The sequence below is a fragment of the Halomonas sp. DP5N14-9 genome, from assembly GCF_019802175.1.
GTDB classification, from domain to species: domain Bacteria; phylum Pseudomonadota; class Gammaproteobacteria; order Pseudomonadales; family Halomonadaceae; genus Halomonas; species Halomonas litopenaei.
This window is the reverse complement of record NZ_JAHVHR010000018.1, coordinates 53,013-70,739: the sequence shown is the minus strand read 5'-3', so window position 1 is coordinate 70,739 and position 17,727 is coordinate 53,013. Positions and strand designations below refer to the sequence as shown.

Annotated in this window: 12 protein-coding genes; 10 read left to right on the top strand and 2 right to left on the bottom strand. The window is 65.4% G+C overall.

The window, feature by feature from the left end:
* Nucleotides 1–126 precede the first annotated feature (126 nt).
* Both KUW00_RS10625 and KUW00_RS10620 read left to right on the top strand, forming a co-directional pair.
* On the top strand, nt 127–1,455 hold the full coding sequence (locus KUW00_RS10625; RefSeq protein WP_222569042.1) for an efflux RND transporter periplasmic adaptor subunit: 1,329 nt from the start codon (nt 127–129) through the stop codon (nt 1,453–1,455).
* Nucleotides 1,452–4,604, top strand: coding sequence for an efflux RND transporter permease subunit (locus tag KUW00_RS10620; RefSeq protein ID WP_315901125.1), 3,153 nt, complete (start codon nt 1,452–1,454; stop codon nt 4,602–4,604). The genes KUW00_RS10625 and KUW00_RS10620 overlap by 4 nt, the downstream gene beginning before the upstream one ends.
* Nucleotides 4,605–4,748: 144 nt before the next feature.
* Here the strand turns inward: KUW00_RS10620 and KUW00_RS10615 are convergent, their stop codons facing one another.
* On the bottom strand, nt 4,749–6,302 hold the full coding sequence (locus tag KUW00_RS10615; RefSeq protein ID WP_222569041.1) for an alkaline phosphatase D family protein: 1,554 nt from the start codon (nt 6,300–6,302) through the stop codon (nt 4,749–4,751).
* Between the two features lie 309 nt (nt 6,303–6,611).
* Here KUW00_RS10615 and KUW00_RS10610 point away from each other — a divergent pair, with 309 nt between their 5' ends.
* Nucleotides 6,612–8,201, top strand: coding sequence for a peptide chain release factor 3 (locus KUW00_RS10610; RefSeq protein ID WP_108133585.1), 1,590 nt, complete (start codon nt 6,612–6,614; stop codon nt 8,199–8,201).
* 1 nt (nt 8,202) lies between these two features.
* A complete protein-coding gene (locus KUW00_RS10605; RefSeq protein WP_222569040.1) occupies nt 8,203–8,982 on the top strand; it encodes a TatD family hydrolase in 780 nt (259 codons plus the stop codon).
* A gap of 54 nt (nt 8,983–9,036) precedes the next feature.
* Here KUW00_RS10605 and KUW00_RS10600 read toward each other — a convergent pair whose 3' ends face one another.
* Nucleotides 9,037–10,065, bottom strand: coding sequence for a YgfZ/GcvT domain-containing protein (locus KUW00_RS10600; RefSeq protein ID WP_222569039.1), 1,029 nt, complete (start codon nt 10,063–10,065; stop codon nt 9,037–9,039).
* 190 nt (nt 10,066–10,255) lie between these two features.
* On the opposite strand from KUW00_RS10600, the gene KUW00_RS10595 reads away from it, so the two are divergent.
* The 6 genes from KUW00_RS10595 to KUW00_RS10570 all read left to right on the top strand — a co-directional run bounded on the left by KUW00_RS10595 (nt 10,256) and on the right by KUW00_RS10570 (nt 17,604).
* Entirely contained in the window at nt 10,256–10,453 is a 198-nt protein-coding gene (locus KUW00_RS10595; RefSeq protein WP_045991458.1) for a hypothetical protein, read from the top strand.
* Complete coding sequence (locus tag KUW00_RS10590; RefSeq protein ID WP_222569038.1) at nt 10,453–10,872, top strand: OsmC family protein; 420 nt, start codon at nt 10,453–10,455, stop codon at nt 10,870–10,872. Before KUW00_RS10595 ends, KUW00_RS10590 begins: the two co-directional genes overlap by 1 nt.
* Before the next feature lie 77 nt (nt 10,873–10,949).
* A complete protein-coding gene (gene uvrB, locus KUW00_RS10585; protein ID WP_222569037.1) occupies nt 10,950–12,980 on the top strand; it encodes an excinuclease ABC subunit UvrB in 2,031 nt (676 codons plus the stop codon).
* 356 nt (nt 12,981–13,336) lie between these two features.
* Complete coding sequence (locus KUW00_RS10580; RefSeq protein WP_045991456.1) at nt 13,337–14,842, top strand: fumarate hydratase; 1,506 nt, start codon at nt 13,337–13,339, stop codon at nt 14,840–14,842.
* Nucleotides 14,843–15,003: 161 nt separating this feature from the next.
* Nucleotides 15,004–16,437, top strand: a complete 1,434-nt coding sequence (gene cls / locus KUW00_RS10575) for a cardiolipin synthase (protein WP_222569036.1) — start codon at nt 15,004–15,006, stop codon at nt 16,435–16,437.
* A gap of 249 nt (nt 16,438–16,686) precedes the next feature.
* Nucleotides 16,687–17,604 carry a LysR substrate-binding domain-containing protein gene (locus KUW00_RS10570; RefSeq protein WP_108133590.1) on the top strand — a complete coding sequence of 306 codons (918 nt, stop codon included), beginning with the start codon at nt 16,687–16,689 and terminating at the stop codon, nt 17,602–17,604.
* The last annotated feature ends 123 nt before the right edge of the window (nt 17,605–17,727 follow it).

Below are 17,727 nucleotides of genomic sequence, written 5' to 3'. Positions count from 1 at the left end.
GAAGACGCCAGGTGGTGTCTTCGACGTGACTGTCGGCTTGAGCACACTACCAAGTGGCTTTATCGGCATGCGTTGACACAGCGCTTCATCGGCAAAGGGCGCGGTCTGAACAAGGGAATGGATGGAATGCTGAAGCGACTGCTACCGATCGTGGTTCTGGCGATCGGCGTGGGTGGGTTCTGGCTGTTGAAGGTGACGCGGCCGGCGCCGCCTCCGGTAACGGTGGAAGAGCGCGAGTGGCCGGTCGCCGCCATGACGCTGTCGCTGGGCCGCCACGCACCGACCCTGGCGCTCTACGGCGAGGTGCTGGCGCCGGATCGCCTGAGGCTGGTGGCGTCGCTGGATGGCCACGTCGGGCAGCGCCCGGTACGTGATGGTGACCGGGTCGAAGAGGGTGACCTGCTGGTAGCCCTGGCCGAGGAAGACGTGGTGCCGGTGGTGACGCGTGCCGAGGCGGAGGTGGCACGGCTGGAGGCCGAGATCGAGGCGGAAAAGATTCGCTTCGAAAGCGATCGACAGGCGCTGGCTCGGGAACAGTCGCTGCTCGACAACGCCCGCAGTCAGCTCGAGCGTATGCGCTCGCTGGTGCGGCGTAATCTGGCCTCCCGGGCCGAGCTTGACGCCGACGAGAACGAAATCGCCCGAGCCCAGGTGACGCTGGTCAGTCGCCAGGGCGAACTCGACGGACACCCGGCCAGGCTGACCAGTCTCGAGGCCCAGCGGCGCCAGGCCGAGGCGTCGCTGGCCGAAGCCCGTCGCGATGCGCGAAGGGCCCGGGCCGAAGCGCCTTTCGCCGGTATCGTCACCGCTGTTGAAGTCGCGCCGGGCGACCGGGTGCGCGAGGGTGACGCCCTGCTCGATCTGATCCCGCTCGATGGCCTCGAGGTGCGTGCCCGGGTGCCCAGGGGCGTGCAGTCCGAACTGGTGTCGAGCCTGGCCGATGGCGCTCGCCCTGAGGCCGTCGACGACGAGGGCGGGCGCTATCGGCTGAGAGTACTGTCGGGCCAGGGGGACCCCGCCGGCACCGAGGCCATCCTCGAGGTGGTGTCCTCGCCGGCCCGCCTGCGGCCTGGTTCGCTGGTATCGCTATCGCTTGCCCGTCCCGAGGTGGCCGACAGTGCGGCGATACCCTTCAGCGCCCTGTACGGTGCCGATCGGATCTACGTCATCGAACAGGGGCGCCTGCGGCCGATTGAGGTCAGGCGACACGGCGAGACCAGCGGTCCTGACGGGAGCTCCTGGGTGATCGTCAGCGGTGACGGTCTGGCCGACGGCCAGCGCCTGGCCATCACCCATCTGCCCAACGCCATCGAAGGACTGCGGGTGGTGGACCTGTCCCGGGGTAGCGGGCCCGCCGATATCAGCGCAACCCAGGCGCCGGCTGGCCAGAGGTCTGGTGAGCCCGTGAGCTCACCGTCCGCGGGCGACGATGTTCGGGCGGAGGCCGGCCCGTGAGCGAAGATACCCAACCGAATGCTCCCAGAGGCCCGATCGGCTTCTTTGTCCGCCACCGGGTCGCGGCCAACCTGGTGATGCTGGTGATGCTGATCGGCGGCGCCCTGGGCCTGTCGCGGATGAACATCCAGTTCTTCCCCGATTTTGCGCTGGACATCGTCTCGGTGCAGACCGTCTACAGCGGCGCCTCGGCGGAAGACGTGGAGCAGGGCATCACCATCCCGCTGGAGCAGCGCCTACGCAATCTCGATGGCCTGAAGCGGATGACCTCGACCTCGGCCCAGGGGGTGTCGAGCATTACCCTGGAGTTCTACGAGGGTACCGACCCGGTGCTGGCGCTGGACGATGTGCGCGAGCAGGTCGATGGCTTCACCAACCTGCCCGGGGACGCCGAGGAGCCGCGCGTTTCGCGGGCCCAGAACTTCGAGCCGGTGGCCCGCCTGATACTGTCCGGTGACGTCGATCGCGAGGCGCTGCGGAGGCTGGCCCGGCGTTTCGAGGACGAGCTGCTGTCGGCCGGGATCGATCGGGTCGAGCTGGTCGGGCTGCCGGAGCAGCAGATCAGCGTGGAGGTGCCGGTGGAGCGGCTTGGCGAGCTGGACCTGAGCCTGCCGGAGATCGCCGAGCGCATCGAGGGACTATCGCTGGACCTGCCCGCGGGGCTGCTTGGCAGTCAGGACGGCGAGCGCGAGCTGCGCGCGGTGGAACAGCGCCGCAGCGCCGAGGAGTTCGCCGATATCGCGGTGCGCGGAGGCCAGCGGGTGCGTCTGGCGCTCGGTGACATCGCGGTGATCCGCCAGGAGAACCGTCCGCGTCAGGTGGAGGTGCTCCACCACGGACAGCCGGCGGTGGAGTTGATGCTGCAGCGCTCGGAGAGCGGCAACTCACTGGCCGCCGCCGAAGTGCTCAATGGCTGGCTGGAGCAAACCCGCGCGGAACTGCCGGAGAGCATCACGCTGGAGGTCCACGACGAGACCTGGCAGCTGATCGCCGATCGCATCGGTCTGCTGATCAACAATGGCCTGGGCGGCCTGGTGCTGGTACTGGCGCTGTTGTATCTGTTCCTGCCGGCGCGGGTGGCCTTGTGGGTGGCCATCGGTATTCCCACCGCCTTTCTCGGCGCACTGGCGGTGTTCTGGGGCATCGGCGGCTCGGTCAACATGATCTCGCTGTTTGCCCTGATCATGGCGTTGGGGGTGATCGTCGACGACGCCATTGTCGTCGGCGAGGACGCCGATGCTCACTTTCGAGCAGGCGAGGCGGCACGCCTGGCCTCGGCGGGTGCGGCCCGCAGGATGCTGTGGCCGGTGGTGGCGTCGTCGCTGACCACCGTGGCCGCCTTCATGCCGCTGTTGATGGTGGGGGGAATCATCGGCAACATCCTGCGCGACATTCCGGTGGTGATGATCTGCGTGCTGGTGGCCTCCTTGCTTGAGTGCTTCGTGGTGCTGCCGGCCCACCTGCGCAACGCCTTCTCGCCTCGCGCCGGTGGCGAGCGCCGTCCGGGACCGCTGGGGCGTCTGCGAGGTTCCTTCGACGGAGGCTTCGATCGTTTTCGCCAGGGGCCCTTCCGACGCTTCTCCGCCAGCACCCTGCGCCATCGGGCGCTGACCTTGAGCGCGGCGCTGGCGCTGGTGCTTGTGACGGTGGGGCTCCTGGCGGGCGGACGTCTGGCGTTCAATTTCTTCCCCACGCCGGAGCCGAATATCCTCTACGCCAATCTGAGCTTCGTCACCGGCACCTCTCGAGATAGGGTCGAGGACTATCTGGCCACCATGCAAAAGGCCCTCGATGACACCGAAGAGGCCCTCGGCGGGGATCTGGTGCGCAGCGCCGTGGTGCGCGTGGGCGGTACCCTGTCCGCCGACGCCAGCGGACGGACCGGTGACAATGTCGGCTCGATCATGGTCGAGCTGGTGCCGTCAGACCGGCGCTCGGTGCGCAACCTGCCGTTTATCCGTGCCTGGCGAGAGCGTCTGTCCGAGGTCCCGGGACTCGACACCCTGTCCATCGTCGAGCGCAGCGGCGGGCCACCGGGGCGTGACGTCAACGTGCGCCTGGTCGGCGAGTCCGCCGAGTCGCTGAAGCGGGCGGCGGAATCACTGACCCGCAGCCTCGGACAGTTGCCCGGGGTGCTGGAGCCCGAGGACGACATGCCCTGGGGGCGCGAACAGCTGATCTACTCGGTTAACGCCTATGGTCAGGCGCTGGGCCTGACCACCCGGGAACTCGGACGCCAGCTGCGGGCAGCCTTCGATGGCGTGCTGGTGCAGACCTACCAGGACGGTGCCGACGAGATCGAGGTGCGGGTGCTGTTACCGAAGTACCAGCGTGAGCACCTGGCGACCCTGCCGCGGCTGATGGTGCGAGTGGACGATGGCCGCCTGGTGCCATTGGACCAGGTGATGGCACTGGATCACCGCCAGGGCTTCGAGGCGCTGCGTCACGCCGATGGCCGTCTGGCCGTCGAGGTCAGCGCCGACCTCGACACCGAGGTGACCAACACCGCCACGGTGGTCGAGGCGCTGCAAGCCGAGGTGCTGCCGGCGCTGACCGAGCGCTACCACCTGAGCTACACCTTCGAGGGCCAGGCGGCGGACCAGCGCGATACCTTCGCCGACATGCGTACCGGCCTGATCATCGGGCTGGGCCTGATGTATGTGGTGCTGGCCTGGGTATTTGCCTCCTGGAGCCTGCCGCTGATCGTGATGGCGACCATTCCGCTGGCGCTGGTGGGAGCCCTGCTGGGCCATTGGGTGATGGGGCTGGATCTCACCATCCTGTCGATGTTCGGGCTGTTCGGGCTGTCCGGGATCGTGGTCAACAATGCGATCATCCTGGTGACCTTCTATCGTCACGAGCGTGACGCCGGGCGGGATATCGACGCGGCTCTCAACGAGGCGGTGGTGCAGCGGGTCAGGGCCATGTTCCTGACATCCCTGACGACCATCGGCGGGTTGACCCCACTGCTGTTCGAGACCTCGCTGCAGGCTCAGTTCCTGATCCCGATGGCGGTGACCATCGCCTTCGGACTCGGTGTCTCGACCCTGCTGGTGCTGGCGGTGATCCCGGTGTTGCTGAGCTACCTGGAACACCTCAAGGCCGCGCTGGCCTCACGGACATCACGTCACACCACGTCTGAGGGCTAAGCCGCTATAGGGGGGCGCAGTCGGACCTGCGCATGGTGGGCCTGTCGTGCGCTCCATTGGGCCCGTGGCCTCAGGGGCAAAGGACAAGCGCCGCCTTGACGGCGGCGCTGTCGGGTCTTGGCAGCGACAGGCGGCATCGCCTGACTAGCTGGCCTGCTGGGGCGTCAATACCTGCTGATGCAGGCTGTTGCCCTCGGTGTCCTTGAGGGTGACGGTGAGCGCCAGGCTGTCGCCATCCAGGTCCACCTGGCCGAAGAACTGAAAGCCTTCGCTGGGCGGCAAGTTGGCTCGACCATCGGCGGGGGCCTTCTGGAACACCACCTCCGGGCCAAAGGTGGCGTCCAGGGTATTGGGGCCGAAGGTACCGGCGTGCAGCGGGCCGCTGACGAATTCCCAGAAGGGCGTGAACTGCTGGAAGCTGGCACGTTCCGGCGCATAGTGATGGGCGGCCGTGTAGTGGACATCGGCGGTCAGCCACACCACGTTGGCGATGGCGTTGTCGTGGATCGCCTTGAGCAGTCGGGCGATCTCGTGCTCGCGCCCGGAAGGGGCGCCACCCTCGCCATTGGCCACCGCTTCGAAGTGCTCGCCGTCGGCGACCACCAGGCCCACAGGCATGTCGGAGGCGATGATCTTCCAGGTGGCCGTCGAGGCCTTCAGCGCCGCGATCAAGTCGTCCACCTGGCGAGCCCCCATCAGGCTTGAGGCCGGGTCGTCGGCGCCCTGGGTATTGGTGCTGTTGGCCGCGCGATAGGTGCGCATGTCGAGCATGAACACCTCGAGTTCGGGACCGTAGGTGAAGCGACGGCGAATCATCTCCGGGGCCTCGGGGCGCTGACGGATCGGCATCGACTCGAGGAAGGCGCGGCGGGCACGCGCCGCCAGCAGCGAGACGTTCTTCTCGGTATAGCGCGGATCATCGAGGATCTCGCCGGGGTACCAATTGTTGACGGTCTCGTGGTCGTCCCACTGGGCGTACATCGGCACCTCGGCGTTGAAGCGCTTGAGGTTGTCGTCGAGCAGGTTGTAGAGATACTGGCCGCGATACTCGTCCAGGGTCTCGGCCACCTTGCTCTTGGCGTCGGTCATGCGGTTGCGCCAGACGCTGCCGTCCTCCAGGTTCACGCTTTCTTCGAGCGGGCCATCGGCGTAGATGGTGTCGCCGAAGTGCAGGAAGAAGTCCGGCGACTGCTTGAGCATGGTGTCGTAGATGCGCATGCCGCCGCGGGATTCGTCGATGCCCCAGCCCTGGCCGACGGTATCGCCCGACCACACGAAACGTACCGAACGGCGTGAGCGTCCCGGCATGACCAGTCTGCCGATAGCCGGCTCGCTGACGGCGCGGTCGTCGCCGAGGGCCGCGAAGCGCACGCGGTAGAACACCTCCGGCAGGTCGGCAAGGCCGGTGACGTCGAGCTTGGCGGTCAGCCCGCTGGCCGGCAGGGCGGTGGGTCCCTGCAGGGTACGGGCGTTGTTGAAGGCAGCGTTGTCGGCGATGTCCAGCAGCATCCGCGAGGGGCGGTCGGCACGCGACCAGATGATGGCGCGGTCGGTGCCGACGTCGCCGCTCATTACCCCGGAGGTGATCACGGGCCGACGGGATTCGGCCAGCACGATGCCGGGGGCGGCGGTGATCAGGCCGAGGCCGGCACCGGCCTTGAGGCCGAGTCCAAGAAACTGGCGTCGGGTGGGTTGCATGGGGCTCTCCTTGTCGTTGCGTCCGGTGGTCTTGGCGGGGTGGCGCGTCGCCCTTCACGGGGGGCGGTCGCGGCCAGTCGCCTAGCATTGCGGCCGTCGATGACAGCTTGATCGCGAATCTATTGCATTAATGCGAAGCGCTATGAACCGCAGAGCCGCAACGAAACGCGAGGGGCCTGGGTAGAGAGGATAATGGTGCCAGTATAGTCAGATGCAGCCAGGGCCCCTGTCGCGGTATCATGGCGCCCTTGCGCATGGGGCCTTGTCCCCGTGCCCCACTTTTTTACGAGCAAGCAGGCAACCGTCTCCATGTCCAACCCCAAGCAGGCCCAGGAAACCGGGCTTCGGCGCACCTTTGCCATCATCAGCCACCCGGACGCGGGCAAGACCACCATCACCGAAAAGATGCTGTTGTTCGGAAACGCCATCCAGCTGGCCGGTTCGGTAAAGAGCAAGCGTGATGATCGCCACGCCACCTCGGACTGGATGAAGATGGAGCAGGAGCGCGGTATCTCCGTGACCACCTCGGTGATGCAGTTCCCCTACGGCGGTCGCATGGTCAACCTGCTCGATACGCCGGGCCACGAGGACTTCTCCGAGGATACCTACCGCACCCTGACCGCGGTGGACTCTGCGCTGATGGTGATCGACGGCGCCAAGGGCGTCGAGGACCGCACCATCAAGCTGATGGAGGTCTGCCGCCTGCGCACCACGCCGATCCTCACCTTCGTCAACAAGATGGACCGCGACATCCGTGACCCCATCGAGGTGATGGATGAGGTCGAGACGGTGCTCAATATCCAGTGTGCGCCGATGACCTGGCCGATCGGCATGGGGCGTCAGTTCAAGGGGGTCTATCACCTCTACAATGACGTCATCCACCTGTACACCCAGGGGCAGGGCAACCGGATTCCGGAAGACAAGCGCATCGAAGGCCTCGATAGCCCCGAGGTGGACGAGGTGCTCGGCGAGGATCTGGCCGAGGAACTGCGCATGGAAGTCGAGCTGGTGCGCGGTGCCTCCCACAGCTTCGATCTTGAGGCCTATCGCCGTGGCGAGCTGACGCCGGTGTACTTCGGTACCGCCATGGGCAACTTCGGTGTGCGCGAGATGCTCGATGGCTTCGTCGAGTATGCGCCGCCGCCCCAGGCGCGGGAAACCGACGTGCGCGAGGTGCCGGCCGAGGACGAGCGCTTCACCGGCTTCGTGTTCAAGATCCAGGCCAACATGGATCCCAATCACCGTGACCGCATCGCCTTCCTGCGGGTGTGCTCGGGCAAGTACCAGAAGAACATGAAGATGCGCCATGTGCGCATCAACAAGGACGTCAAGATCGCCGACGCCCTGACCTTCATGGCCTCCGATCGTGCCCACGTGGAAGAAGCCTGGCCCGGTGACATCATCGGCCTGCACAACCATGGCACCATCCAGATCGGTGACACCTTCACCCAGGGCGAGGACATGCGGTTCACCGGGATTCCCCACTTCGCCCCGGAGCTGTTCAAGCGGGTCAGGCTCAAGGACCCGCTGAAGATGAAGGCCTTGCAGAAGGGCCTGCAGCAGCTTTCGGAGGAGGGCGCCACCCAGGTGTTCATGCCGCTGGACAACAACGACCTGATCCTTGGCGCCGTCGGTACCCTGCAGTTCGATGTGGTCGCCCATCGTCTCAAGGAAGAGTACAAGGTCGACTGCATGTATGAAGGGGTGAACGTCAACACCGCCCGCTGGATCTACTGCGACGATCCGAAGATGCTCGAGGAGTTCAAGCGCAAGGCCAGTACCAACCTGGCCATCGACGGCGGTGGCTACCTGACCTATATCGCCCCGACCCGGGTCAATCTGCAGATGACCCAAGAGCGCTGGCCGGATATAAGGTTCAGGGAGACCCGCGAGCACTAAAATGCTGATCGACGCTCACTGCCACCTCGACTTTGCCGACTTCGACGCCGATCGCGACGCGGTCCTGTCCAGGGCCAGGCGGGCGGGCGTCGAACAGCTGGTGGTCGCTGGTACCCACCGTGACGCCTGGCAGGGCACCCTGGGCCTGGCCGAGCAGACGGGGTTGCACGCCTGTCTCGGTCTGCATCCGGTGTTTCTGGAGCATCATCGGCTGGATGGCGAGGATGACGACATCAGCGCGCTGGGCCAGGCGCTGGAGGCCCACCCTCGCTGCGTCGCCCTGGGGGAGTGCGGGATCGATGCGCGTTTTGGCGACACCCTCGATCGCCAATGGCACTTGTTCGATGCCCAGCTCAGGCTGGCGCGGGATCTGCGCCTGCCGGTGGTGATCCACTGTGTGCGTGCCAACGACGACGTCGCCAAGCGTCTGGCCCAGTTCGGGCTTCCCGCAGGGGGCCTCATCCATGCCTTCGCCGGCTCTCCGGAGCAGGCGAGCCGCTTTGTCGATCTGGGGTTTACGCTGGGCCTCGGCGGGGCGGTGACCTATCCCCGGGCCAGGAGGGTGCGCCGGGCGGTGGCGTCGCTGCCCGATGACGCCTACGTGCTGGAGACGGATAGCCCTGACATGCCGTTGTCGGGCCACCAGGGCGAGCGCAATGAACCTGCCATGGTGGCCGAGGTGTGTCGCCACGTGGCCGAGATCAGAGGGCAGACACCGGAAACCGTGGCGCTGCACTCAAGTGACAATGCCCGCCGGCTGTTCGGCCTGCCGCCGTCCTGACAAGGGCGCCGGCAGGAATATCGCCCGGATCGAATTACCCAGGCGTCAGCGGTGTCAGACCAGACTCTCGGGGTCGAGGCGATCGATGGCGTAGGGCAGCTGCAGCAGCTTCAGACGTTGATCCTCGCAGCTGAGGGCGGCCTCATCGGCGCGGGTATTCAGCACCGCCAGTACCTCGGCCTGCCCATAGGCATCGAGGGCGCTTGCTACCACCTCGCCCTGGCGCTTGCCGCTTTCGTCGATCACCTCGCTGCCCAGCGGCGGCAGTCGAGTCCCCTCTAGCTGGGCGCGATACAGGCGCTTCTTGACCTGGCCGCGGAAGTGGGCGCGGGCCACCACTTCCTGCCCGGTGTAGCAGCCTTTCTTGAAACTGATGCCTGCCAGTGCCTCCCAGTTGAGCATCTGGGGCAGGTAGGCATCCTGCTGATCGGCGTCGATGAAACACAGCCCCGCCTGGATATCCGCCAGCCGCCATACCTGATTGCCCACCGGCTGACACTGCTCGATCAGACGCGAGAACAAGGCCGCTGCCTGGTCTTGCGGCAGCATGATCAGGTAGCGGGGGCGAGGGCCAGGCTGGCCGAGCACCAGGGTGTCGCCGTGGCTCGCCTGGCGCCAGGGATCGGGCGGTGTCAGGTCGCAGTCGACCTCGGTCAGGGCGGGTGCTTCCTGGCCGATCAGGCCGATCAGCGCCAGGTCATCGCGAGCCGTCAGCTCGGCCTTGTAGAAGGCGGCGAACTTGCCCAGGTGCTGGGCCAGCGGAGCCACCAGACTGCGATGCAGCACGATCCTGAAGCGTTCGTCGTCGACCTTCATCAGCTGGCCGTTGGCCAGCATGCGGCCCTTGGGGGTGCAGAAGCAGGTCAGCGGGGCGAAGTGGCCATTGGCGTGGGCGAGCTGGGCACTGGTCTGGCCCTGCAGAAAGCGCTCAGCGTCGGGGCCGACCACGTCCAGCGCGCCGAGATGGACCAGCGGGGTGGCCACGGTGCTGTCCAAGGCAAGGCGGGCCGCGCCGGGGGTGTCGAAGTCGACCTGGTCCGAGCCGGTCAAGCGGCCGCCGTGGGCGGTGATCCAATCCGTCATGAGCAATCCTGTTGCGCGTATCGAAAAAGGTGAAGTTTGCGCCTGTCAGCAATGTGAGGGTGAGACGCCCCTTTTGCAAGGTACGGGCAGAAGAACCCGCACGGGGTGTCGTGCTAAGCTTTTCCACCAGTTTCAAGCTTGCGTTACGATCTTCGGTCCTTCCGCTTCACCCGCCAAGGAGGCGCGCCTCATGTCCCAGCAATCCCTGACCTTCCAGGGCGTCGACAACGCCGACCAGGTCAATCAGATCACCACCGCCTTGATGATGCTCGACGGCGTCGACAGCGTGGAGGTCGGCCGCCATGGCGCCGAGGTGGAAGGGCGCGCGCGTCGCGAGGCCCTGATCGAGGCGATCAAGCGACTCAAGCTCGGCATCGAGGTGAAATGATGAGTATCGATATCACTACCGAGAAGGATGGCAAGCTGCGCCAGCGGGTCAGCATCGACAGCTTCGACGACCTGCTGGTCGATGTGCCCACCGCCTTCGGCGGCGATGGCCTGGCGCCGGACCCCCACGACTACTTCGATCTGTCGCTGGGGGCGTGCAAGGCGATCACCTCGCGCATGTACGCGCAGCGCAAGGAGTGGCCGCTGGAAGGCGTCAGCGTCAAGGTCACCAGAGACGAGCGCGACGAGCGCAAGGGCGTCTATCGGCTCGATGTGGCGATGACCTTCCACGGCATCGAGGATCCCGAGCGGCTGGCACGGCTGGAGGAGATCAGCCACAAGTGCCCGATCCACCGCTTGATGACCACTTCTACGGTGGAAATCACCACGCGAACGCTGGCGCCAACGGCCCAAACCTGACGTCGGCGAGCGTGCGCGAGACTTGAAGTCGGCGTCAGCCGCCCCGATCTGGGTGGTGTCCCCCAGCAGGAGTCATGATGAGCAAGTCCTTTCGTCTGTCGTCGAAGTTCCAGCCTGCCGGTGACCAGCCGAGCGCTATCGAAAACCTGGTAGGGGGGCTCGATTCGGGTCTGGCCCACCAGACCCTGCTCGGGGTGACCGGCTCGGGCAAGACCTTCACCATGGCCAACATCGTCGAGCGGCTGCAGCGGCCGACCATCGTCATGGCGCCGAACAAGACCCTGGCGGCCCAGTTGTACGGGGAGTTCAAGGCGTTCTTCCCGGACAACGCCGTGGAGTACTTCGTCTCCTACTACGACTACTACCAGCCCGAGGCCTATGTGCCCTCGTCGGACACCTTCATCGAGAAGGACGCCTCGATCAATGACCATATCGAGCAGATGCGACTGTCGGCGACCAAGGCCCTGCTTGAGCGTCGCGATGCGCTGATCGTGGTGTCGGTGTCGGCGATCTACGGTCTGGGTGATCCGGACCAGTATCTGAAGATGCGCCTGCACTTCACCCGCGGCGAGCTGATCGATCAGCGCGGCTTTCTGCGTCGTCTGGCGGAACTGCAGTACACCCGCAACGACATGGACTTCAAGCGCGGCACCTATCGGGTGCGTGGCGACGTCATCGACATCTTCCCTGCCGACGCCGAGGATGAGGCGGTCAGGGTGGAGCTGTTCGACGACGAGATCGACACCATCAGCCTGTTCGATCCGCTGACCGGCGAGGTGCGCGGCAAGGTGCCGCGCATGACCATCTATCCCAAGAGCCACTACGTGACCCCGCGGGAGACCATCCTGGCGGCGGTGGATCGGATCAAGGAGGAGCTGGTCGAGCGACTGACCTTCCTGCGCAAGGAAGACCGTCTGGTCGAGGCCCAGCGGCTGGAGCAGCGTACCCTCTACGATATCGAAATGATGCTGGAGCTGGGCTACTGCAACGGTATCGAGAACTACTCGCGCTACCTGTCCGGACGCAACCCCGGCGAGCCGCCCCCCACCTTCTTCGACTACCTGCCCACCGACGCGCTGCTGTTCATCGACGAGTCCCACGTCAGTGTGCCCCAGGTGGGCGGCATGTACCGCGGCGACCGCTCGCGCAAGGAGACCCTGGTCGAGTACGGTTTCCGCCTGCCGTCGGCCCTGGACAACCGTCCGATGAAGTTCGAGGAGTGGGAGCGGATCTCGCCCCAGACCATCTTCGTCTCGGCCACGCCGGGTCCCTACGAGGCCGAGCACGCCGGCCAGGTGGTGGAGCAGGTGGTACGTCCCACCGGCCTGCTGGATCCCGAGATCGAGGTGCGTCCGGCCTCGACCCAGGTGGATGACCTGCTGTCGGAGATCCGTTTGCGCACCGCCGTGGGCGAGCGGGTGCTGGTCACCACCCTGACCAAGCGGATGGCGGAAGACCTGACCGAGTATCTCGACGAACACGACGTCAAGGTGCGCTACCTGCACTCGGACATCGACACGGTGGAGCGGGTCGAGATCATCCGCGACCTGCGCCTGGGCAAGTTCGACGTGCTGGTCGGTATCAACCTGCTGCGCGAGGGGCTGGATATTCCCGAGGTGTCGCTGGTGGCGATCCTCGACGCCGACAAGGAAGGCTTCCTGCGCGCCGAACGTTCGCTGATCCAGACGGTGGGGCGGGCCGCGCGTAATGCCAACGGCAAGGCGATCCTCTACGGCGACCGCATCACCGACTCGATGCGCAAGACCATCGACGAGACCGAGCGGCGCCGCGCCAAGCAGACGGCACACAACGAAGAACACGGCATCACGCCGCAGACGGTGACCCGCTCGGTGGCGGATATCCTCGAAGCCGCCCAGGCACCGGGAAGCCGCAAGACTCGTGGACGCAAGGGCGAGCGCAAGGTGGCCGAACCGGAAGCGGTCTACGATCCCGCCAGCCTGTCCCCGGAGGAGCTGCGCAAGGAGATGACGCGGCTCGAGGACGCCATGAGCGAGGCTGCCGCCAATCTGGAGTTCGAAGAAGCGGCGCGTCTGCGCGATCGCCTGCAGGAGCTCAGAGAGCGTCAGCTGGCGCTCGGAGCGGTATAGAGGAGGCAGCGTAAGCGGGGCGGGCGAATCTGTCAGCCCGTCCTGCCGTGACCGCGCTCTTGGTGCCTTTATTCGAGCCTTATACCGTTATCTTGCCGATTGGCCTGATCTTCCGCCTGGCTGCCCTGGCTGGCGCATCTTGTTCAATTGGCGCAGCGCAGGCTCGTTCTCTAGAGTGAGGCGGGATCTCCGCCAGCCGGCAAGCAAACGCCGGGTCAACAGCGCGTTAAACGAACCGGCACAGACGGCTGCCGAGCCGTGGCGTAATGCGCTACACTACGGGCCCTCGCAAGCCCGCCATGTCGCCTACGGGACGCCAAGAGAGCGGGCGTATCGACCCAGCCAAGGAGTCTGCCATGACCGTGATCCGCCAGGACGACCTCATCACGAGTGTCGCCGATGCCCTGCAGTACATCTCCTACTACCACCCCAAGGACTTTATCGACGCCATGGCGGCCGCCTACGAGCGGGAGGAGAATCCGGCGGCGAAGGATGCCATCGCCCAGATCCTGATCAACTCGCGGATGTGTGCCACCGGCCATCGTCCGATCTGCCAGGATACCGGCATCGTCACGGTCTTCGTCCATGTGGGCATGAACGTGCGCTTCGAGGCCGACATGAGCCTCGATGACATGATCAACGAAGGGGTGCGCCGGGCCTATAACTTCCCGGACAACGTGCTGCGCGCCTCGGTGCTGGCCGACCCCGACGGCAAGCGTCAGAACACAAAGGACAACACTCCGGCGGTGATCCACCACAAGCTGGTGCCTGGCGATACCGTCGAGGTTCACGTGGCGGCCAAGGGCGGCGGCAGCGAGGCCAAGTCCAAGTTTGCCATGCTCAATCCCTCCGACTCCGTGGTCGACTGGGTCATGGAACAGCTGCCGAAGATGGGCGCAGGCTGGTGTCCGCCCGGCATGCTCGGCATCGGCATCGGCGGAACCGCCGAGAAGGCCATGGAGCTGGCCAAGGAAGCCCTGCTCGATCCGATCGACATCCAGGACCTCCAGGCCAGGGGCGCTGCCAACCGCGCCGAGGAGCTGCGCCTGGAGCTGTTCGACAAGGTCAACCGCAGCGGCATCGGTGCCCAGGGGCTGGGTGGCCTGACCACGGTGCTCGACATCAAGGTCAAGGATTACCCGACCCACGCCGCCAACAAGCCGGTGGCGATCATCCCCAACTGCGCGGCGACCCGGCATGCCCACTTTACCCTGGACGGCAGTGGCCCGGCGGCGCTCAAGGCGCCCAAGCTCGAGGATTGGCCGGAGATCACCCGTGAAGCCGGTGGCAACGTCAAGCGCGTCAATCTCGACGAGGTCACCCCGGAAGAGGTGAAGACCTGGCAGCCGGGCGATACCCTGTTGCTCAACGGCAAGCTGTTGACCGGGCGCGACGCGGCGCACAAGCGCATGGTCGACATGCTGGCCAAGGGCGAGTCGCTGCCGGTGGATCTGAAGGGGCGCTTCATCTACTACGTGGGGCCGGTCGATCCGGTCGGTGACGAAGTAGTGGGGCCGGCTGGACCGACCACCGCCACGCGCATGGACAAGTTCACCCGCACCATGCTCGAGCAGACAGGACTGTTGGGCATGGTCGGCAAGGCCGAGCGTGGTCAGATCGCGATCGAGGCCATCCGTGACAACCAGGCGGTGTACTTGATGGCGGTGGGTGGTGCGGCCTACCTGGTGTCCCAGGCGATCAAGGCCTCCAGGGTTGTCGGTTTCGAGGACCTGGGCATGGAAGCCATCTACGAGTTCGAGGTGGAGGACATGCCGGTGACCGTGGCGGTGGATAGCCAGGGGTCATCGGTGCACCAGACCGGTCCGGCCAAGTGGAAGGAAATCATCGCCGAGAGCGTCTGATCTCCCCATGCCATGTCTCGCCCCGGTGCACGGCGAGACACGATAGGCGGCCCCGTCATCTGGCGGGGCCGCCTGCGTTACGGGTATGCTGGAGTCCGCAATAACGCTAGCAAGTGCGCCCCGGCCGATGTGGTGCGGTGTCACACGGATGGAGACCTTCGATGACCTCATGGCTGCTTGGCCTGGCCATCTTTCTGATTCACCTGGGCGGGGCCATCTCCGCCGTGCTCGCGCTGATGTCGAGTCGAACCTCTCAGGGGGCGATCGCCTGGATCATTTCGCTGGTCGCCATGCCGTATCTGGCGTTGCCGGCCTACTGGGTCTTCGGACGACCACGCTTCTACGGTTATGTGTCGGCGCGCGGCCAGCGCGATACGCTGCTGCGGCGCGTGTTGTTGCGCTATCGAGATCGCTTCGATTCCTATCTGGTGGGGGCCACCGACGCCGACGTCAAGGCGGTCGAAAAGCTTGCCATGATGCCGCTGACCCGCGCCAACTCGACGGAGCTGCTGGTCGATGGCGATCAGACCTTCGACAGCCTGTTTGCCGGTATCGATGCGGCCCGCTCTTATATCCTCATTCAGTTCTTCATCGTGCGTAATGATGAACTTGGTCGTCGGCTGCAGGAACATCTGGTGCGGGCGGCACGGCGCCAGGTACGGGTCTACTTCCTGTACGACGAGATCGGTAGCCGGCAGCTTGGCGACGGCTATCTGGGCGAGCTGCGCGAGGCGGGCATCCACGTCAGCGCCTTTCACTCCTCGCGCGGATGGCGTCACCGTTTCCAGCTCAATTTCCGCAACCATCGCAAGATCCTGGTCGTGGACGGTCGCGAAGGCTGGCTCGGTGGTTTCAACGTGGGGGTGGAGTATCTGGGACAGGATCCTCGCCACGGTCCCTGGCGCGATACCCATCTGAAGCTGGTCGGGCCCAGTGTGCTGGGGCTGCAGGAAGCCTTCTGGGAGGACTGGCACTGGGCCACCGGCACCATGCTGAGTCTGTCCTGGGCGCCCCAGGTGGATCAGCCCACGCTCGATGAAGGCAACGGGCGCCATGTGGTGATCGTCCCTTCGGGCCCGGCGGATCCCCAGGAGACCGCGAGCCTGCTGGTCCAGCACCTGATCCACAGCGCCCATCGGCGTCTGTGGGTGACCAGTCCGTACTTCGTTCCCGATGAGGGCGTACAGGACGCACTGCGCCTGGCCGCCATGCGCGGGGTGGATGTGCGCATCATGATGCCGGAACGTCCCGACCATCTGCTGGTGTTCCTGTCGGCCTTCGCCTTCCTGCCGGACATGATCCGCGCCGGGGTCAAGGTCTATCGCTATCAGCCGGGATTTCTCCATCAGAAGGTCATGCTGATCGATGACAGCGCCGCCAGTGTCGGTACCGTCAATCTGGACAACCGCTCCTTCCGGTTGAACTTCGAGATCACCGCCCTGGTGCCACATCAGGCGTTCGCCCTGGAGGTGGAAGCCATGCTGGAACAGGACTTCGCCAACTGCCGCGAGGTCAGCCTCGACGAGCTGCGCTCGCGTCCGCTGTGGCGCAAGCTGGTGTCCCGGGCCGCCTACCTGCTGGCGCCTGTGCAGTAGCCTGTGCAGGCGCCGCCGCTGCCTTGCCATCCCCCGAGGCAAAAAGAGAACAAGGCTCTGCTGGAGGCTGGTCAATGCCCGGCACAGTGGCACGCAGCATGGCGGAGCAATAAAGCGTCAGTATTCCCTTGGGAAGGTGGGCGCTTTCCGGTACATTTAGCCGTTTTATCGGGCGGTCTGATGTGGCCCCTTCGGTCACGTTCAAGGCGATAGCGTCCCGTGTGGTTGGTGTCTTGACAAGGAGTGCTGGTGAATCTAGAAACGAAATGGCTCGAGGACTTCGTTGCGCTGTCCAACACCCGCAGCTTCTCGGCCTCCGCACGCCAGCGCCACGTCACCCAGCCGGCCTTCAGTCGCCGTATTCGCTCACTCGAGCAGGCGGTGGGCGTCACCCTGGTGGATCGCTCGACCACGCCCATCGACCTGACCCCTCAGGGGCAGCTGTTTCTGGTGACCGCTCGCAATATCGTCGAGCAGCTCAACGAGTCCCTCGGCCATCTGCGCGGCCTGGCCATGGCCAACGAGGCGCTGGACGTGGTGGCAGCCCATTCGCTGGCGCTGAGCTTCTTCCCTCAATGGATCTCGCGGCTGCAGAAGGGGCTCGGGGAGTTGCCGACGCGGCTGGTGGCGATGAACGTGGGGGAGGCCATCCATGTGCTGCGCGAAGGCAACTGCGACCTGATGCTGGCCTACTACGACCCCTACGCCAGTATGCAGCTGGACGGGGAAGTCTTTCCCTCCTTTTCCATCGGGCGGGTCAAGATGATACCGGTGAGCCTGCCGGATGAGCAGGGGGCGCCGCGCTTCCCTCTGGACGGTGACGACTCCCTGCCGTACCTGGCCTACACCCAGGGTGCCTTTCTCGGGCGTAGCGTGCGCATGCTGTTGAAGAATGACCCGTTGCGCATGCGCTTGCGTACCGTTTACGAGACCGCCATGGCCGAGGGGCTCAAGGCCATGGTCATGCAGGGCGTGGGCATGGCCTGGATACCCGATTTCTGCCTCAGGCAGGAGCTGAAGAGCGGGGCAGTGGTGCGCGCCGGTGGCGAGCAATGGGACGTCCCGCTGGAGATCCGCCTGTATCGCTGTTCACTGGTGCATAAGCCCGGTGTCGAAAAACTGTGGCGCCAGATGATGAAGCTGCCGCGAGACTTCCTCGAGGCCTGATGTAGGTGCGATCAGGCCAACCAGATCAGGCCAACCACTGTCGGCCACGCACTGCATCGCTGTTCACTACTCCTGGTTGCATTCAGTAAGCCCGGCGTCGAAAAACTGTGGCGTCAGATGATG

Coding starts and splice junctions, on each gene's coding strand:
- KUW00_RS10605 (WP_222569040.1), top strand. CDS start 8,203: ATGCTGATCGACGCTCACTGCCACCTCGACTTTGCCGACTTCGACGCC.
- cls (WP_222569036.1), top strand. CDS start 15,004: ATGACCTCATGGCTGCTTGGCCTGGCCATCTTTCTGATTCACCTGGGC.
- KUW00_RS10580 (WP_045991456.1), top strand. CDS start 13,337: ATGACCGTGATCCGCCAGGACGACCTCATCACGAGTGTCGCCGATGCC.
- KUW00_RS10610 (WP_108133585.1), top strand. CDS start 6,612: ATGTCCAACCCCAAGCAGGCCCAGGAAACCGGGCTTCGGCGCACCTTT.
- KUW00_RS10590 (WP_222569038.1), top strand. CDS start 10,453: ATGAGTATCGATATCACTACCGAGAAGGATGGCAAGCTGCGCCAGCGG.
- KUW00_RS10595 (WP_045991458.1), top strand. CDS start 10,256: ATGTCCCAGCAATCCCTGACCTTCCAGGGCGTCGACAACGCCGACCAG.
- KUW00_RS10625 (WP_222569042.1), top strand. CDS start 127: ATGCTGAAGCGACTGCTACCGATCGTGGTTCTGGCGATCGGCGTGGGT.
- KUW00_RS10600 (WP_222569039.1), bottom strand. CDS start 10,065: ATGACGGATTGGATCACCGCCCACGGCGGCCGCTTGACCGGCTCGGAC.
- KUW00_RS10615 (WP_222569041.1), bottom strand. CDS start 6,302: ATGCAACCCACCCGACGCCAGTTTCTTGGACTCGGCCTCAAGGCCGGT.
- uvrB (WP_222569037.1), top strand. CDS start 10,950: ATGAGCAAGTCCTTTCGTCTGTCGTCGAAGTTCCAGCCTGCCGGTGAC.